The organism is Massilia sp. Root335 (assembly GCF_001425685.1).
In the GTDB taxonomy this organism is placed as follows: Bacteria; Pseudomonadota; Gammaproteobacteria; order Burkholderiales; family Burkholderiaceae_D; genus Telluria; species Telluria luteola.
Genome location: NZ_LMCY01000008.1, coordinates 120,688 through 135,578 on the forward strand (window position 1 = coordinate 120,688; position 14,891 = coordinate 135,578).

General features: G+C 65.2%; 10 protein-coding genes. 6 read left to right on the forward strand and 4 right to left on the reverse strand.

Annotated elements, in window-relative coordinates:
- The first annotated feature begins 19 nt into the window (after nt 1–19).
- Complete coding sequence (locus tag ASC93_RS06515; RefSeq protein WP_056438946.1) at nt 20–1,387, forward strand: TAXI family TRAP transporter solute-binding subunit; 1,368 nt, start codon at nt 20–22, stop codon at nt 1,385–1,387.
- 228 nt (nt 1,388–1,615) lie between these two features.
- Here the strand turns inward: ASC93_RS06515 and ASC93_RS06520 are convergent, their stop codons facing one another.
- Together ASC93_RS06520 and ASC93_RS06525 are read right to left on the reverse strand one after the other, a co-directional pair.
- Nucleotides 1,616–2,698, reverse strand: coding sequence for a hypothetical protein (locus tag ASC93_RS06520; protein WP_056438949.1), 1,083 nt, complete (start codon nt 2,696–2,698; stop codon nt 1,616–1,618).
- Nucleotides 2,699–2,797: 99 nt separating this feature from the next.
- Nucleotides 2,798–3,256: a rhodanese-like domain-containing protein gene (locus tag ASC93_RS06525; RefSeq protein WP_056438952.1), complete on the reverse strand. Its 459-nt coding sequence runs from the start codon at nt 3,254–3,256 to the stop codon at nt 2,798–2,800.
- Nucleotides 3,257–3,584: 328 nt separating this feature from the next.
- Here ASC93_RS06525 and glnA point away from each other — a divergent pair, with 328 nt between their 5' ends.
- From glnA to corA, 5 genes are all read left to right on the forward strand, one after another.
- A complete protein-coding gene (gene glnA / locus ASC93_RS06530) occupies nt 3,585–5,000 on the forward strand; it encodes a type I glutamate--ammonia ligase (RefSeq protein ID WP_056438955.1) in 1,416 nt (471 codons plus the stop codon).
- 162 nt (nt 5,001–5,162) lie between these two features.
- Nucleotides 5,163–5,675, forward strand: coding sequence for a hypothetical protein (locus ASC93_RS06535; RefSeq protein WP_056438958.1), 513 nt, complete (start codon nt 5,163–5,165; stop codon nt 5,673–5,675).
- A gap of 16 nt (nt 5,676–5,691) precedes the next feature.
- Nucleotides 5,692–6,777 (forward strand): nitrogen regulation protein NR(II), encoded by a 1,086-nt coding sequence (gene glnL / locus ASC93_RS06540; RefSeq protein WP_056438962.1) that lies wholly within the window; start codon nt 5,692–5,694, stop codon nt 6,775–6,777.
- Between the two features lie 62 nt (nt 6,778–6,839).
- On the forward strand, nt 6,840–8,357 hold the full coding sequence (gene ntrC / locus ASC93_RS06545) for a nitrogen regulation protein NR(I) (protein WP_056438965.1): 1,518 nt from the start codon (nt 6,840–6,842) through the stop codon (nt 8,355–8,357).
- 258 nt (nt 8,358–8,615) lie between these two features.
- Nucleotides 8,616–9,584: a magnesium/cobalt transporter CorA gene (gene corA / locus ASC93_RS06550; RefSeq protein ID WP_056438967.1), complete on the forward strand. Its 969-nt coding sequence runs from the start codon at nt 8,616–8,618 to the stop codon at nt 9,582–9,584.
- A 104-nt stretch (nt 9,585–9,688) separates the two neighbouring features.
- Here the strand turns inward: corA and ASC93_RS06555 are convergent, their stop codons facing one another.
- Complete coding sequence (locus tag ASC93_RS06555) at nt 9,689–12,376, reverse strand: TonB-dependent receptor (protein ID WP_082547807.1); 2,688 nt, start codon at nt 12,374–12,376, stop codon at nt 9,689–9,691.
- Between the two features lie 267 nt (nt 12,377–12,643).
- Nucleotides 12,644–14,260: an NAD(P)/FAD-dependent oxidoreductase gene (locus ASC93_RS06560; protein ID WP_056438973.1), complete on the reverse strand. Its 1,617-nt coding sequence runs from the start codon at nt 14,258–14,260 to the stop codon at nt 12,644–12,646.
- Nucleotides 14,261–14,891 lie beyond the last annotated feature (631 nt).

The following is a 14,891-nucleotide window of genomic DNA, read 5'->3' on the forward strand; positions in this document are numbered from 1 at the left end:
CGCACGGGAGCCGGGCCGCATGAAGCGGCTCCCGCTGCGTAAATTCAGCCTCGTATCGTTGCGCGACCTGCTGCTGGCGGTGGCGCCGACGGCCGTGCTCGTGCTGGCCGCCTGCATCGTCGCGTACATCGTCGTCGACCCGGCGCCGCCGCGCCACGTCGTCCTCGCGACGGGGCAGGAGAACAGCGCGTACGAGGAATTCGGCCGCCAGTACGGCGTCATCCTGGCGCGCGACGGCATCAAGGTCGAGCAGCAGCGCTCGCCCGGTTCGGAAGACAACCTGCAGCGCCTCATCGACGGCAAGGCCGACATCGCCTTCGTGCAGAGCGGCTCGACGAGCGAGGCGCAGGCGGAGCGCCGCGGCCTCGTTTCCCTCGGCAGCCTGTTCACGGAACCCGTCTGGCTGTTCCTGCGCGAGCGCGACGCGCGCGGGCGCAAGCTCGACGTGCGCAGCATCACGCAATTGAAGGGCCTGCGCATCAACCTCGGTCCGGAAGGCACGGGCGTGCCCAAGCTGTTCCGCCAGGTGCTGGCCGTGAACGGCCTGGAGCCGGGCCAGCTGACCACGTCCTCGCTCGAGAACACGCCCGCCACGGTGGAATTGTTGGCGGGGCATATCGACGGCCTCGTGTTCAGCTCGGCCCCGGAAGCGCCGCTGATCCAGATGCTGTTGCAGACGCCGGGCATCCGCCTGTTCGATTTCCACCAGGCCGAGGCGTACTCGCGCCGGCTGCCGTTCCTGACGCACGTCGTGCTGCCGCGCGGGATCGTCGACCTCGGGCGCGACATCCCCGCGCGCAACATCGACCTGATCGCGCCGACCGCGACCCTCGTCGCGCGCGCGGACCTGCATCCGGCGCTGGTGGACCTGTTCGTCAAGGCGGCCACGGAGATCCACGGCGGCACGGGCTGGTTCCAGCAGCAGGGGCAGTTCCCGTCGCCGCGCTACACCGAGATCCCGGTGGCGCGCGAAGCGGCCAAGTACTACCGCGACGGCCCGCCGTTCCTGCAGCGCTACCTGTCGTTCTGGCTGGCGAACCTGTTCGACCGGCTGTGGGTCGTCGTCGTGGCGCTGGCGGCATTGATCATCCCGTTGTCGAAGATCGTGCCGCCGCTGTACGTATGGCGCATCCGCTCGCGCGTGTACCGCTGGTACGGCCAGTTGCGCGCCGTCGAGCAGGCGCTGGAGAATGCGGGGGACGCGCACCGCGACGAGGCGCGCGCGGAGCTGCTGCGCCGCCTCGACGACATCGAGCAGCGCGTCAACCACATCTCGATCCCGCTGGCGTATGCCGATGCCTTGTACGGGCTGCGCAGCCACATCAACTTCGTGCGCCAGCGCGTGAAGGTCATGCTGGCGGTGCCCGCAGCCGCGCAGGACGGCTAATAGCGGGCGCGGCCGGCGTAGGCACCATGTGCCCACGCGTGACGTATCCGGTGTGTCGGCGTTACGCGTGGGCACAGTGTGCCCACCCTACGTTCTGCACAGCCAGTGGGGTGGGCGCGGCCGGCGTAGGCACCACGTGCCCACGCCACGTTCGTATTTGCAGCCGGTAGGGTGGGCACCACGTGCCCACGCGTGACGTTGCCGCTGTGTTGGCGAGGGTTCGCCGCGTTACGGCAGGACGATCTTGACGACGGCATGCCCCGACGTCGCATACAGCGTGCCGTCGGGGGCGACCGTGAGGCCGCGCAGCGTGGCGAAGCTGCCGAGCAGCTTGCCCGTCTTCAGCGCCGTCGCGCCGGCCGTGCCCGCCGGCGTCGTCACGACCGCATTCGTCGTGATCTTGCGGATCGTGTTGTTGACGGCGTCGGCGGCGTACAGGTCGCCGTTCTTGGCGACCGTGAGCGCGACTACCTGCTGGAAGCGGGCTGTCGTCGCGTTGCCGTCGTCCTTGCCCGTCTGCCCCGGCGTACCGGCGAACGTCGCCAGGCTCGACGCGCCGGACGTGGCGCGGCTGATCGTCTTTTTCAGGTCGGCCACGTAGGCCGTGTCGTCGGCATTCACGGCGACGCCGCGCGTGACCGGGTCGATCGTGCCGGGAAGGATCTCGACGGCACCCGTTTCCAGCTTCGTCCAGCGGTTCGGATTCGCGAGCGGGACGCGGCGCGTGTCGACGCCCGTCGTCACGATCAGGTTGCCGGACCCGTCCGCGGCGATCCCGCCGGGGAAGAGCCGGGTGTCGCCCGAGAAGTCGCTGGCGGCGAACGTGATGAGCGTGCTGACGGTGCCGTCCGGCGTGATCTTGCGGATCGCCACCCCGTCCGTGACGTAGAGGTCGCTGTTGCCGTCGATCGTGATGGCCGACGGCTGCGTGAACAGGGCGTTGGTGCCCGTGCCATTCTTCGTCCCGCTCGTGCCGCGCTTGCCGGCGAACGTCGACACGGTGCCGTCCGGCGCGACCTTGCGGATCGCGAAATTCAGCTGGTCGGCCACGTACAGGTTGCCGTTCGCGTCGATGGCGATGCCGCGCGGCGTATTGAAGCGGGCGGCCGCGCCCTTGTTGTCGGAACTGCCGCTGACCGCGGCATCGCCGGCCAGCACGGAAATGCCCGTGCTCGGCCCGGTGTCGCCGCCGCTGCCGTCGTCCGTCTCGCGCTTGGGACCGCCGGGGCCGCATGCGCACAACAGCGCCGCGACGCCCGCGCACAGGAGACGCACGCGCAGGCGGGCGGGTACGGCGGATTCGATCTTCATGGGTTCCATCTCCAGGTCAGCGGTGAGCCGGCATGCTAGCACGCGCGCACCGTGCGGAATCTCAGCGATTGTCACGGTGCGGCCAGGAGATGACGGGGATCAGGCGCCGATCCAGGGCAGGCCGGCCTTGCACCAGCCGCCCACGGTCTTGCGATGGCCTTCGGGGTCGCGGTCGCCTTCGAAACCTTCCAGGATGTCGAACGCATTCGGGTAGCCCAGTTCCGTGGCCGTGCGCGCCGCGTGGCGCGAACGCACGCCGGAACGGCACAGGAACAGGACGACGTCGCCGGGTGCGGCGACGTTTTGCAGCTGCGTGGCGAAATCGGGATTCGGCGCGCCGCCGGGGTACAGCGACCATTGCACGGCGCCGTGCTGGGCGTCCGGCAGCGCGGGGCGGCCGACCCAGTCGCGTTCCGCATTCGTACGCACGTCGACCAGTTTGACCCTGGGGTCCGATTGCAGCAGCGCGAACGCTTCCAGCGGGGTGACGGCGCCCGCGTAAGGCTGGCCGGGCGCGCGGGTCCGGGCATTGGCGAGAATCTCGTCGGTCGTACTCATGTCATGTTCTCCATCTATCCTGGTTGCGGGCGCCGTCGCCGCACCGTTACAGTTCGCAGCGACGCATCGGCTCGCACTTTTGGTGCACTGTGCATCAAATCGGTGCATACTCGAAAAATTGCACTTGTTTGGTGCGTATGCATGAGTTTGCATCAAATCCGTGCACCCATACGGTGTCATTGATTTTAAGGGCCAAATTGAGTGGCCTCAAAGTATTCATTATTTATTTGTTCAGGGAAAAATGCTGGCATAATTTCTGCTTAGAAGGAAATGCGCCTGTCGCACGCCCCGTCGGCGTCGACACCCCTTTTTGACTTAGGAGATACGAATGGCAAGGACCGCCGCAGATGTAATGCAGATGCTGAAGGACAACGAAGTCAAGTTCGTTGATTTGCGCTTCGCCGATACCCGCGGCAAGGAACAGCACGTGACCGTTCCCATCTCGCATTTTGACGAAGACAAATTCGAATCCGGCCACGCATTCGACGGCTCGTCGATCGCCGGCTGGAAAGGCATCGAAGCATCGGACATGCTGCTGATCCCTGATCCGAACACCGCGAACATCGACCCGTTCTTTGAAGAGACCACCGTGTTCATGCAGTGCGACGTGATCGAACCGTCGGACGGCAAGGGCTACGATCGTGACCCGCGTTCCATCGCCAAGCGCGCCGAAGCGTACCTGAAGTCGTCGGGCATCGGCGACACCGCCTACTTCGGCCCGGAGCCGGAATTCTTCATCTTTGATTCGGTCCGCTGGAAGATCGACATGTCGGGCAGCTTCGTCAAGATCGATTCGGAAGAAGCCTCGTGGTCGACCGACAAGGAATTCGAAGGCGGCAACAGCGGCCACCGTCCTTCCGTCAAGGGCGGCTACTTCCCGGTCCCGCCGGTCGACAGCTTCCAGGACATGCGTTCGGAAATCTCGCTGATCCTCGAATCGCTGGGCATCCCGGTCGAAGTGCACCACCACGAAGTGGCGGGTGCGGGCCAGATGGAACTGGGCACCAAGTTCTCGACCCTGGTCGAGCGCGCCGACTGGACGCAAAACCTGAAGTACGTGATCTGGAACGTCGCCCACAGCTACGGCAAGACCGCCACCTTCATGCCGAAGCCGATGAACGGCGACAACGGCTCGGGCATGCACGTCCACCAGTCGATCTGGAAAGACGGCAAGAACCTGTTCGCCGGCGACGGCTATGCCGGCCTGTCGGAAACCGCGCTGTTCTACATCGGCGGCATCATCAAGCACGCCAAGGCCCTGAACGCCATCACCAACCCGGGCACGAACTCGTACAAGCGCCTGGTGCCGGGCTATGAAGCCCCGGTCAAGCTGGCTTACTCGGCCAAGAACCGTTCGGCGTCGATCCGTATCCCGCACGTGGCGAACCCGAAAGGCCGCCGCATCGAGACCCGCTTCCCGGACCCGCTGGCCAACGTCTACCTGTGCTTCGCAGCCCTGCTGATGGCCGGCCTGGACGGTATCCAGAACAAGATCCACCCGGGCGAAGCCGCGACGAAGGACCTGTACCACCTGCCGCCGGAAGAAGACAAGCTGATCCCGACCGTCTGCTCGTCGCTGGAAGAAGCGCTGGACTCCCTGAACAAGGACCGCGAGTTCCTGACCCGCGGCGGCGTGTTCAGCGATGCCATGCTCGACGCCTACATCGACCTGAAGATGCAGGAAGTCCAGCGTCTGCGCATGACCCCGCACCCGGCCGAATTCGACATGTACTACTCGTCGTAATTCGTTGGCATCACCCAGTGCCGGATTGGAAACGAACGGCACTGGAGTGTATCCACACAGTAACGAAAACGCGGGGAAAGCCAGCCGGCTGCCTCGCGTTTTTTCTTGGATGGGGTATAGTCGGAAGCTTCCCAACCATGCATCCAGACTGCCCCGATGCGAATGACAAGCAGCTTCTTCCTGCGCCTGGCGTTGCTCGCGGGACTTGCCGCGCACGACGGTGCCCGGGCCGATTCCGTCGTCTACAAATGCGTTTCCAAGGACGGCCGGGTGGAGTTCACCGACATCAATAAACCCGGCTGTAAAGTGCTCGACCTGCCCGGCTATATCTCGACGCCGGCCCCGGCGCCGCGCGCCGCGCCCGCGGTGACGATGCGGCAAGGGGCGGGGCGCCCGGCGGCGAACCCGAATCCGGCGGGATTCCCGCGCGTGGACACGGCCACGCAGCGCGCGCGCGACGACGACCGGCGCGCGATCCTCGAGGACGAATTGCGGTCCGAGGAACGGAAACTGGCGGACCTGAAGCGCGACTTCAACAACGGCGAACCGGAACGCCAGGGCAACGAAAAGAATTACGCGAAGTACCAGGAGCGCGTGGCCCAGATGCGCGACGACATCGGCCGCAGCGAAAAGAACATCGAAGCGCTCAGGCGCGAGATCGCCAACATACGATAAGGACGACACCCCTGCGATGAACGGAACCCCGGCCCAGCCCCTCCAGCACGACCGTTTCGCAGGCCTCGACATGCTCGCCTCCGCCGTGCTGGTGGCGGACGCCGGCGGGCTCGTGCGCTACGCCAATCCGGCCGCCGAGCACCTGCTCGACATGTCCGCCAAGGCACTGTCGCGCCAGAAGCTCGTCGGCCTGTTCACCAACGGCGAGGAACTGGGCGTCCTGTGCGAGCAGGCGATCGCCCACAAATACGCCGACCTGCGCCAGGACCTCACGCTGTTCCGCCCGGCGCGCGACCCGCTGCACGTGCACAGCATCGTCAGCGCGGCCGGCGAGGCCGAGGTCGTCGTCGAGCTGCGCGAGAACGTCCAGCAACTGAAGCTCGACCGCGAGGAGCGCCTGCTCGACCAGAGCCTGGCCAACAAGGAGCTCATCCGCAACCTCGCCCACGAGATCAAGAACCCGCTGGGCGGCATCCGCGGCGCGGCCCAGCTGCTGGAGCTGGAACTGCCGGACGTGCACCTCAGTTCCCTGCGCGAGTACACGCAGGTGATCATCAAGGAAGCCGACCGCCTGCAGACGCTGGTCGACCGCCTGCTGGCGCCGCACCGCAGGCCGCACATCGTGGGCGACGTCAACATCCACGAAGTGTGCGAGCGCGTGCGCAGCCTCGTGCTGGCCGAGTTCCCGTCCGGGCTCGCCATCCGGCGCGACTACGACGCGTCGATTCCCGAGTTCCGCGGCGACAAGGAACAGCTGATCCAGGCCGTGCTGAACATCGTCCACAACGCCGCCCAGGCCCTGCGCGCCCGGATCGCGGCGGGCGACGCCGAGATCGTCCTGCGCACCCGCGTGGCGCGCCAGGTCACCCTGGCGAAGGTGCGTTACGGCCTGGCATTAGACTTGCATATCATCGACAACGGACCGGGCATCGCCCCCGATATCCGCGACCGCATCTTCTATCCGCTCGTCTCCGGGCGCGAAGGCGGCAGCGGTCTCGGGCTGACCCTGGCGCAGACCTTCGTGCAGCAGCACATGGGACTGATCGAGTGCGAAAGCCGGCCTGGATTGACGGATTTCCGCATCCTGATTCCCCTGCCATAAGCAGCGGATGAGAGGGCGGCTGCGTCGGTCCCCCTTGAACCTTCGCGGGAAAAACGAATTACATGAAACCAATCTGGATTGTCGACGACGATGCATCGATCCGCTGGGTGCTGGAAAAAGCCCTGGCGCGCGAGAACCTCGCCACCCGGAGTTTTGCCAGCGGCCGCGAAGCGCTGGCAGCGTTCGAAACGGATACGCCGCAGGTGCTGGTGTCGGACATCCGCATGCCGGGCGAATCGGGCCTGGACCTGCTGGCGGCCGTCAAGGAACGCCATCCCGGCCTGCCGGTCATCGTCATCACCGCGTTCTCCGACCTCGATTCCGCCGTCGCCTCGTTCCAGGGCGGCGCCTTCGAATACCTGGCCAAGCCGTTCGACATCGACAAGGCCGTCGCGCTGATCCGGCGCGCCCTCGAGGAAAGCCTGCGCGACGCCAGCGTCGACATCGCGCCCGGCGAGACGCCGGAGATCCTGGGCCAGGCGCCCGCGATGCAGGAAGTGTTCCGCGCCATCGGCCGCCTGTCGCAGTCGAACGTGACGGTCCTCATCACCGGCGAATCCGGTTCCGGCAAGGAGCTCGTCGCGCGCGCCCTGCACAAGCACAGCCCGCGCGCGCAGCAGCCGTTCATCGCGCTGAACACGGCGGCGATCCCGAAGGACCTGCTCGAATCCGAACTGTTCGGCCACGAGCGCGGCGCGTTCACGGGCGCGCAGGCGATGCGGCGCGGCCGCTTCGAGCAGGCCGAGAACGGCACGCTGTTCCTGGACGAGATCGGCGACATGCCGTTCGATTTGCAGACGCGTTTGCTGCGCGTACTGTCCGACGGCCATTTTTATCGCGTGGGCGGGCACCAGCCCGTGAAGGCCAACGTGCGCGTGATCGCCGCGACGCACCAGAACCTGGAACAGCGCGTGCGCGACGGCCTGTTCCGCGAAGACTTGTACCACCGCCTGAACGTGATTCGCCTGCGCCTTCCGTCCTTGCGCGAGCGGCGCGAAGACATCCCCATTCTGGTGCGCCACTTTCTGGTGCAGAGTGCACGCCAATTGGGCGTCGAGACCAAGCGCATGAGCGAGGAGGCCGTGCGTTTCCTGACCGGCCTCGAACTCCCCGGCAATGTGCGCCAGCTGGAAAACCTGTGCAACTGGATCACGGTGATGGCGCCGGGCCAGACGGTCGAAGTGAAGGACCTGCCGCGCGACCTGACCCAGGCCCAGGCCGCCCCGGCGGGCGGCAACGGCTTTGCCGTCGGACTCGGCTCGGGCGTCGGCGCACAAGGCACGGTCGCGTTCGCCGCGCCGCCCGCAGCCGCGGCGCACGGCGCCGACCATGGCGCGCCGCCGAACGGCGCCGACGGCTGGATCGGCCTGCTCGAAATGCAGGCCGCGCGCATGCTGTCGGAAGGGCAGGTCGAAGTGATGGACGTGCTGGGCCGCCAGTTCGAATCGGCACTGATCCGCACGGCGCTGAAGCACACCCACGGACGCAAGAACGACGCGGCGATCCGGCTCGGGATCGGGCGCAATACGATCACGCGCAAGATTGCCGAACTCGGCATCGACGGCGCGAAGGACGAATAAGGCCCGGGGGGCCTTATTCGAAAGGCCCGGGGGGCCTTATTCGAAAGGCCCGGGGGGCCTTATTCGAAAGGCCCGGGGGCCTTATTCGAAAGGCCCGCGGGGCTTGTTCGACACTGCGCGCGTGGGCACGGGGTGCCCACCCTACGGCGGGCGGGGCGCGTAGGGTGGGCTCCCCGAGCCCACGCGGACGTTCGCGTAATGCCGGCACGCGTGACGTTGGTGTAAGCTCTGTCATCTTAGCAACAACCACCCGATGACATGCTGATCAACTGTGTCGCCTACCAGGAAGGCAAGAAGCTGTGCGACATCCCCGTCGAGGACATCAGCGATTTTCTCGTTAAACCCGACTGCTTCGTCTGGGTTGCGCTGCGCGATGCCACCGACGCCGAAATGGCGCAGATGAAGGAAGAGTTCAGCCTGCACGAACTCGCCGTCGAAGACGCCGCGCGCGGCCACCAGCGCCCCAAGATCGAAGAATACGGCGACTGCCTGTTCACCGTCGTGCACACGGTCGACCTCGTCGAAGGCGACCGTCTCGCCTCCGGCGAACTGGCGATCTTCGCCGGCAAGAACTACGTGCTGTCGGTGCGGCGCGATTCGGCCAAGGGCTTCCTGGGCGTACGCGCGCGCGCGGAGCGCGAACCGCACCTGCTCAAGATGGGATCGGCGTTCGTGATGTACGCGCTGATGGACGCCGTCGTCGACCGCTACTTCCCCATCGTCGACATGCTCGAGTCGGAACTGGAGACCGTCGAGGACCGCATCTTCACGCACGGCGCCCAGCGCGAGAACGTCGAGCGCCTGTACCAGTTGAAGAGAAAGGGCCTCGTCCTGCGCCATGCCGTGATGCCGCTGATGGAAGCGATCGGCCGGCTGCACGGCGGCCGCGTGCCGACGCTCGTCACCGGCACGCAGGATTATTTCCGCGACGTGCACGACCACCTGATCCGCATCGGCGGCCGCCTGGACTCGATCCGCGACACGACCAGCACCGCGATCCAGGTGAACCTGTCGATGGTCTCGATCGACGAGAGCGAAGTGAACAAGCGCCTGGCCGCGTGGGCGGCGATCTTTGCCGTGTTCACGGCGTTCGCCGGCGTGTGGGGCATGAATTTCAAGTACATGCCCGAGCTGGAGTGGAAGTGGGCCTATCCGACGGCGCTCGCCATCATGATTGCCGTGGGCGTCTACATGTATCGCAAGTTCAAGAAGGCTGGCTGGTTGTGATGCAGGGCGGGCCCGGTGAGCCCGCCCTGCGTTGAATCACCGGCACAATAAAAAACGCCCGGTGCGCGAGCACCGGGCGTTTGCATTGCTACGTGGCGGCCAGCTTAGAACGTGTAGGTTGCACGCGCGTAGAAGGTACGGCCCAGCGGATCCGTGTAACGCGGATCGTAGCCGGCCTGGAACGTGGCGTCCTGGTACGACAGCGGCGGATCCTTGTCGAACAGGTTACGCACGCCGACCGTCAGGCCGAGGCCCTTCGGCTGCGTCCAGGCGACGAACGTGTCGAACGTGGTGTAGGAAGCGACGTGGTTGGTCGGGTCCTGGTCGACGTAACCGCTCTTGTAGTGCGCGGTCAGGCCGGCCGAGTAGGCGTTCTTGTTCCACACCAGGTTGTTGGTCGACTGCCAGCGGAACACCGGGTTGTTGCCCGAGTACACGCCAACGTTCTTGTGCCACTCGCCGCCTTCCGAGTTCTGGTAGTCGTACTTGTGGACGTAGGTGGTGTTCGACGCGAACGTGAAGTTGCCGTAGGCGGCGCTGCGCAAGCGGTAGTTGGCCGACAGGTCGAGACCGTTGGTGATGATGCCGCCCAGGTTCTGGTTACGCAGGTCGACATAGCCGCAGGTTGCCGGGTTCGGGCATTGCGAGCCGTCCACCGACAGTTCGCCGTTCGGGTTGCGGTGGTACACGGAGGCGTACTTGACCGGATCCGCGAACACGTCGTCCTGGCTCAGCGTGCTGATCTGGTGATCCAGCTTCAGGGCCCACAGGTCGAAACCGACGCTCAGGCCTTTCAGCGGCTCGATCACGAGGCCGAGGGTGGCGTTCTTCGACTTCTCAGGCTGCAGCGTGTTGCTGCCGCCGCCCAGCACCTGGAACTGCTGGCTGCAGTTCGCGGCGCGCGAGTGACCCGGCAGCGGGGTGCCGCCCGGGCAGTTGATCGGGTCGTCGTAGGTGCCGGCGGTGTTGGTGTAGGTCTGTGCCGAGTGGATCTCGTACAGCGACGGCGCGCGGAAGCCGGTCGAGTACGAACCGCGCAGCATCACGGACTGTGCCGGCTGCCAGCGGAACGAGACTTTCGGGTTCGTCGAGTTGCCGAAGTCGCTGTACTTGTCGAAGCGGACCGAGCCCGTCACGTCCAGGGTCTTGTTGATCGGGACGTTCAGTTCGCCGTAGCCGGCAAACACGTGGCGCGTGCCGGAATTGAACGTGTTCGGGTCGATACCGGTCGATGCGACGACCTTCTCGGCGAACTCCGTATTGGCGGCGCTCGTGAACTTGTCGTACGTACCCTGGACACCCAGTGCCAGTGCGGCGGCGCGACCGGCGTTCAGCCAGTCGCCCACTTCGCGGCTGGCGTGGAAGTCGGCGCCGGTGGACTGGCCGCGGGCGCTCTGGATGGTGCCCGACAGTGCGGCCGAGTTCAGCAGGGCGGTGCCTGCGGCGGACTGGTCGCCGAACGGGTTGATGACGCCGTTCAGGACGCCCTGGGTGATGATGCCGCCGTCGCTGTAGCCGAACAGCTGCTCCTGCACGCGGTTTTCGTTCCAGGTGACGGCGCTCTCGTAGTCCCAGCCGCCGATGTTACCTTGCAGCGAAACGACCAGGCGCTGCTGGCGGTTCGTGTTCTTGTCCTGGCGCACGCCGTTCGGCATGTCGCGCCATTTCACGTGGGCGAAGCCCGGCTGCACGCCGTCCGGCATGTACGGTTCCGTGTAGGCCGCATCCAGGCCGGCCGGGAAGTACGGGTTGGCCGTGCCGTCCGGACGCAGGCGGTTCATGTACAGGCCGCCGTACGGGACCGGGGCGATGGTGGTGGCCACGATGCTCTGGCTCGTCAGGTACTCGACGCCCAGTTCGTGCTCGCCCAGCTTCATGGTGCCGCGGATCAGGCCGGAGTCGCGCACGTTGCGCGGGACGTAGTCGACGAACGACGAGGTCGTCATCAGGCAGCCGGTGCCGCCGTCCGGGATCAGGTGCACGCCGGTCGTGCAGCCCGGGCCCGCCGGGTTGACGCTGTCGCCGCCCTGGTAGTAGTTGGCCGGGAAGGTCGACGACGACAGGCCGCCGGGATAGCGGGTGTTGTACGAGCGGTCGGTGCCGGTCAGCGGATACTGTTCCTGGTGGTCGATCACGGCCGAGATGTTCCAGCCCTTGGTGTCCAGGTCGCCGAAGCCGAAGGCCACGTTGGCGTTGATCGAACGGCCGCCGCCATGCGACGGGACGTCTTCGCCGAAGGTGGCGACGCCACCCTGGAAATTCTTCTTGGTGATGAAGTTGATCACACCGCCGACGGCGTCGGAGCCGTACAGCGACGATGCGCCGTCGCGCAGCACTTCGACGCGCTCGAGCGCGGCGAACGGGATCATGTTCAGGTCGGGGGCCGAGCTGTCGTAGGCATTGTTCGCCAGGCGACGGCCGTTCAGCAGCACCAGGGTCTTGTTCTGGCCGATGCCGCGCAGGTCGGCGAACGAGGCGCCGCCGGTGCTGGAACCCACCGACTGGCTGGTGCCTTGCTGGGCTTGCGAGACGCTCAGGTTGGCCATCACCTGTTCGATGGTGGTGATGCCTTCCTTTTTCAGGTCGTCGGCACGAATCACCGTGACGGGCACGGAGGTTTCAGCGTCGATCCGTTTGATTGCCGAGCCGGTGATTTCGACGCGGGCGATCGGGGCCTGCTGGGCGTCCTGGGTTTGTGCCAGGGCATTTCCAGCGAAACCAAAGCCGGCCGCGAGGGTGGTGCCGGAGAATACGAGGCGCAGGGTGCGCGCCATGGTTTTTTCAGTGAGCATCTTGGTCCTGTTGTTTTAGGTAAGCAAGTTTGAAATAGCGGTTCACCAATATTTCAAGACTGGTAAAGATACACCACAGAAACTAAAACCCGGGTAATTTTGTTGTGTAATTACGTCAAAAACAGACAGATTTACATCAGCAGTTGTAAGAATTTGAAACAATATTCCTGTGCGAAATCTATTGATGCCTCACATGCACCGTTTGTGCGCACGCCGGCGGGGTGTGGCGGGGCCGGCCGGCCCCGGCCCCGGAACCGATGAGGAGGATCAGCCGACCATCGCCAGCGCGACGGCTTCGGCGACGCGGATGCCGTCGATGGCGGCCGACATGATGCCGCCCGCGTAGCCCGCGCCTTCGCCCGCCGGGTACAGGCCGCGCGTATTCAGGCTCTGCAGGTTGTCGTCGTGGCGTTTGATGCGGATCGGCGACGACGTGCGCGTCTCGACGCCCGTCAGCACGGCGTCTTCCTTGTAATACCCCTTGATCTGCTTGTCGAAGGCGACGAAGGCTTCGCGCATCGCGACGATGGCGTAGTCGGGCAGGGAAGGGGCGAGGTCGGTCAGGTGCACGGCCGGCTTGAACGACGGGACGACGCTGCCGAATTCGGTCGACGCCCTGCCTTTCACGAAGTCGCCCATCAACTGGCCCGGCGCATCGTAGTTGCCGCCGCCCAGCACGAAGGCGCGCGATTCCAGTTCGCGCTGGAAGGCGACGCCGGCCAGCGGGTGGCCCGGATAGTCGGCCGGCGTGATGCCGACGACGATGGCGCTGTTGGCATTGCGTTCCGCGCGCGAATACTGGCTCATGCCGTTCGTCACGACGCGGCCTTCCTCGGACGAGGCGGCCACGACGGTGCCGCCCGGGCACATGCAGAAGCTGTACACGCTGCGCCCGTTGGAAGCGTGGTGCACGATCTTGTAGTCGGCCGCGCCGAGGATCTCGTTGCCGGCGTTCGGACCGAAGCGGCACACGTCGATCAGCGACTGCGGGTGTTCCACGCGGAAGCCGATCGAGAACGGCTTGGCCTCGACGTAGACGCCGCGTTCGTACAGCATCTCGAACGTGTCGCGCGCGCTGTGGCCGACGGCCATCACGAGGTGGCGGGTCGGGATCGTCTCGCCCGTATGCAGCCTGACGCCGACGACCTGCCGGGCATTCCCGTCGCCCTCGATCAGCACGTCTTCCACGCGCGTCTGGAAGCGGATCTCGCCGCCCAGCGCGAGGATCTCCGCGCGCATCTGCTCGACCATCTTGACGAGGCGGAAGGTGCCGATGTGCGGCTTGCTGACGTACAGGATTTCTTCCGGCGCGCCCGACTTCACGAATTCGTTCAGCACCTTGCGGCCGTAGTGCCTGGGGTCCTTGACCTGGCTGTACAGCTTGCCGTCCGAGAACGTGCCCGCGCCGCCTTCGCCGAACTGCACGTTCGATTCCGTGTTCAGCTTGCGCTTGCGCCAGAAGCCGAAGGTGTCGACGGTGCGCTCGCGCACGATCTTGCCGCGCTCCAGCACGAGCGGCTTGAAGCCCATCTGCGCCAGGATCAGCGCCACGAACAGCCCGCACGGCCCCATGCCCACGACGACGGGACGCGGCACGCCCGGGGCCGGCAGCGCCTTCGTCACGAATTTGTAGCTCGTATCGGGTGCCGGAACGACGTGCGGATCGTGTGCCAGCCGGGCCAGCACGGCCGCTTCGTCGCGCACGTCGACGTCGAGCGCGTAGGTCAGGACGATGGCGCTCTTCTTGCGCGCGTCGTAGCTGCGCTTGTAGACCGTGAAATCGATCAGGTCGTCGCCTTCGATGCCAAGCCGGCCGACGATGGCGTCGCGCAGGGCGTGGTCGGGGTGGTTCAGGGGGAGTTTGAGTTCGTTAATTCGCAGCATGATGAGTGGTGGCCGGCGCGCGGCGGCGCCGGACGGGCGCCGTGCCGGCGGCGGCAGATCGGTACAGGCGCCAGTATAAGGCATCGGCCGCGCGGGCCGGCAGGAAAGGCCGGGGCGGCTGTGGTGCCCGGACCTGCCGTTTACGTCAATTGTGTTGTAAGCAAGCAACCGACATTGGTTTCCCCCATGCATGGTGACGACCCGGACATCATGGGCCACGTCCATACTTTCATGCGATATGCATACGTCGACGAAAATTCTTGCTGCGGTGCGTCGAACATCGTCCCGGATTGAATCCGCGGAATATTTACAACGGGTCGCTATGATTCACTTCGATGGTGCAATATTTGTTTAAAGAAAAACCCTTTCTGGTGCTGCGTTGCACCAGCGGAAAACATTAATTCTTCCTTTTCGAAAATGTGTTGTTTCTACACATTTCAACAATTGTGTTTTATTGACACTTTCGCTTTTGCTATGGTTTTATCGACACGTCAGTAACGTTTGATATCGATGAAACGTTAATTGAGAGGGTTCGTCCTACAGGGCGAATGATGAAAAAACACAGCAATTCAGTGTGTAAGTGAATGTAGTTCAAACGCACCAGGCCAAAAGCCTTTGCAGGCCACGGGGT

Coding starts and splice junctions, on each gene's coding strand:
- ASC93_RS06515 (WP_056438946.1), top strand. CDS start 20: ATGAAGCGGCTCCCGCTGCGTAAATTCAGCCTCGTATCGTTGCGCGAC.
- ASC93_RS06520 (WP_056438949.1), bottom strand. CDS start 2,698: ATGAAGATCGAATCCGCCGTACCCGCCCGCCTGCGCGTGCGTCTCCTG.
- ASC93_RS06525 (WP_056438952.1), bottom strand. CDS start 3,256: ATGAGTACGACCGACGAGATTCTCGCCAATGCCCGGACCCGCGCGCCC.
- glnA (WP_056438955.1), top strand. CDS start 3,585: ATGGCAAGGACCGCCGCAGATGTAATGCAGATGCTGAAGGACAACGAA.
- ASC93_RS06535 (WP_056438958.1), top strand. CDS start 5,163: ATGACAAGCAGCTTCTTCCTGCGCCTGGCGTTGCTCGCGGGACTTGCC.
- glnL (WP_056438962.1), top strand. CDS start 5,692: ATGAACGGAACCCCGGCCCAGCCCCTCCAGCACGACCGTTTCGCAGGC.
- ntrC (WP_056438965.1), top strand. CDS start 6,840: ATGAAACCAATCTGGATTGTCGACGACGATGCATCGATCCGCTGGGTG.
- corA (WP_056438967.1), top strand. CDS start 8,616: ATGCTGATCAACTGTGTCGCCTACCAGGAAGGCAAGAAGCTGTGCGAC.
- ASC93_RS06555 (WP_082547807.1), bottom strand. CDS start 12,376: ATGCTCACTGAAAAAACCATGGCGCGCACCCTGCGCCTCGTATTCTCC.
- ASC93_RS06560 (WP_056438973.1), bottom strand. CDS start 14,260: ATGCTGCGAATTAACGAACTCAAACTCCCCCTGAACCACCCCGACCAC.